At 72.6% G+C, this 2,446-nt stretch carries 3 protein-coding genes; all 3 read left to right on the top strand.

Translation table 11 applies throughout. From position 1 onward, the window contains the following. Positions 1-392, top strand: a 392-nt coding sequence (locus tag H5J30_RS27300; RefSeq protein WP_508470822.1) for a DMT family protein, incomplete at its 5' end; no start/stop codon positions are given. A 185-nt stretch (positions 393-577) separates the two neighbouring features. Next, a complete protein-coding gene (locus H5J30_RS27295; protein ID WP_181789981.1) occupies positions 578-1,414 on the top strand; it encodes an alpha/beta hydrolase in 837 nt (278 codons plus the stop codon). 61 nt (positions 1,415-1,475) lie between these two features. Then, positions 1,476-2,446, top strand: a 971-nt coding sequence (locus H5J30_RS27290; RefSeq protein ID WP_181789980.1) for an SMI1/KNR4 family protein, incomplete at its 3' end; no start/stop codon positions are given.

Below are 2,446 nucleotides of genomic sequence, written 5' to 3'. Positions count from 1 at the left end.
CCGGCCTGCTGCGCGCGGTCGTCCTGGGCGCGGCGTCCGCCGTGGGCAACGCGCTGACCGCCGCCCAGCTGAAGACCGCCACGTACGTCCTGATCCACGACGGCCTGCTCGCCTTCCTGACGACCTGGCAGACCTACGGGTTCGCGCTCTGCGGCATCGCGGCCGTGCTGCTGCTGGAGAACGCCCTGCAGGCCGGTCCCCTCGCGGCCTCCCAGCCGGCCCTCACCATCGGCGACGCCACGGTGAGCCTCGTCCTCGGGGTGTTCCTCTTCGACGAGAGCATCCGCCTGGGGTGGTGGCTGCTCCCCGGCTGCGCCGGTGTCGCCCTGGTGTTCGCCGGCGTCCTCGCGCTGGCCCGCGCGGTCCCCAACGTCCGGGTCCTGACGGGCTGACCGTCGAGGACAGCGGGCGCCACGGCCCGGCCCGGCGGCCTGTGACCCGCCGCCGTCACCCGATTGCCCCCTCTGCGGCGGTGGCGCGGGACCCGCGTCCCTAGCGTGGGAGGCGAGCGGCACCGCCCGTCGGGGGAGCCGGGGCACGGGCGGCGGTGCCGGTGCCGGAGAGAACGGACGGAACGATGGACCAGGCCGCACCACCGGACACCGTCGTCCTCGTCCACGGGCTCTGGACGACACCCCTGTCGTGGGAGCACTGGGTCACCCGCTACGAGCAGCGCGGCCTGAAGGTGCTCACGCCCGGCTATCCGGGCATCGGGCCGGGCGAGGACGGGGTCGAGGCGCTGCGCCGCGACCCCTCGCCGCTGGCGGGGCTGGGCTTGCGCGAGGTCTTCGACCACCTGGTCGAGGTGGTGGCGGCGCTGGACACCAAGCCGCTCCTCATCGGCCACTCGTTCGGCGGCACCTTCGTGCAGCTCCTCCTCGACGCCGGTTACGGCGCGATCGGGGTGTCCATCGACGGCGCGCCGGTGAAGGGCGTCCGGGCGCTGCCGTTCAGCGAGATCAGGGCCATGTTCCCGGTCCTGCGCAACCCGGCCAACAAGAACCGCGCGGTACCGATCACCGAGAAGGAGTTCCACTACGCGTTCACGAACAACCTGAGTGAAGAGGAGTCGAAGGCCGTCTACGACCGCTACGCGGTCCCCGTATCCGGCCGGATCCTGTTCCAGGGGGGCTTCGCCGCCGTCACGCCGCACGCCGCGACGGCCTACGACTTCGCCAACGGCCACCGGGCACCGCTGCTCTTCATCGCCGGCGGCAAGGACCGCATCCTGCCGGCGGCCGTCCAGCACGAGAACTACAGGAAGAACGCCAAGCACTCCAGGGCCGTCACCGCGTATCTGAAGTTCCCCGACCGCAGCCACTGGACCTGCGGTGAGGACGGCTGGGAAGACGTCGCCGACTTCGCGCTCGACTGGGCCTTCGAACCCACGCCGCTGGACCTCGACCGGAGCTGAGCATGGGAAGCACGTGGCCGCCGGCGGCCGGTCTGTCAGTGCCGGATGGCACGATCCAGGCATGAGCGGTGAGGGTTTCGACTGGCGTGTGTTCCTCGGGCGTTGGCAGGCGGAGTGGGTGCCGCCCACGGACGAGGACTACGAGGAGGACGAGGGCGACGACGCCGGCGGGGCAGCCGTCTCCGCGCTCGGGCGGGCCGGCGCGGAGGAGGCGGTGATCGCCGCGGCCGAGGAGCGGCTGGGGCGGCGGTTGCCGGACTCGTACCGGGAGTTCCTGGCCGTGAGCGACGGGTGGCACGTCGACGAGACCGCCGGGGTGTACTGGCTCGGGGGCGCCGCCGACATCGACTGGTTCCGGGATCCGTACGGCAATTCCCAGGTGTACGAGGAGAACCTGGGCGACGCGCCGAGCGAGGAGGACGTGGTGCTGGCCGGGATGTGGCGGCGGGCGCTCCGGCTGGAGACGGACTCCGACGTCTCGCACGCGCTGCTCGACCCGGGCGACGTCGGCCCGGACGGCGAGTGGGCGCTCTACGTCTTCAAGGGCTGGAGCGGCGAAGACCCGGACCGGTACCCGTCGTTCCGCGCGTACATGGAGGCCATGTACCGCGGCTTCCACCGCGACCGGGCCGAGAGCCCCGACTTCGTGAACGCCACCACGCGCGCGCAGGAAGCCCGGGTGGAGGACGCCCGCCTGCTGGCCCTGCGCGGACGGTACGAGGAGGCGGTGCCCCTGCTCGAAGAGGCGCAGTCCTACGGACGGCCGCGGACCACCGCCCTGCTGAACCAACTCGCGCAGCTCCGCGCCCCGCGGAGCACCTACGACTACGGCAGCCTCGTCGCCGACCCGCGCTACCTGCCCGACCTCCTGCCCGCGCAGGCCATGCCCCAGGGATACGGCGGCCGGCGTGGGGACGAGGACGAGCGATGGCTCAGGATGATGGTCGCCCGCGAGGTCGAGCGGGAGACCGCCGAGGCCGTATGGAACGGGGTGCGCGACGGCACCCACCGCTACGCTCCCCCCGGTGACTG

Origin of the sequence: Streptomyces phytophilus, assembly GCF_013870535.1 — a bacterium.
GTDB lineage: Bacteria > Actinomycetota > Actinomycetes > Streptomycetales > Streptomycetaceae > Streptomyces > Streptomyces phytophilus.
Note: the sequence above shows the minus strand (reverse complement) of the source record. Positions and strands in the feature narration are given on the sequence as shown.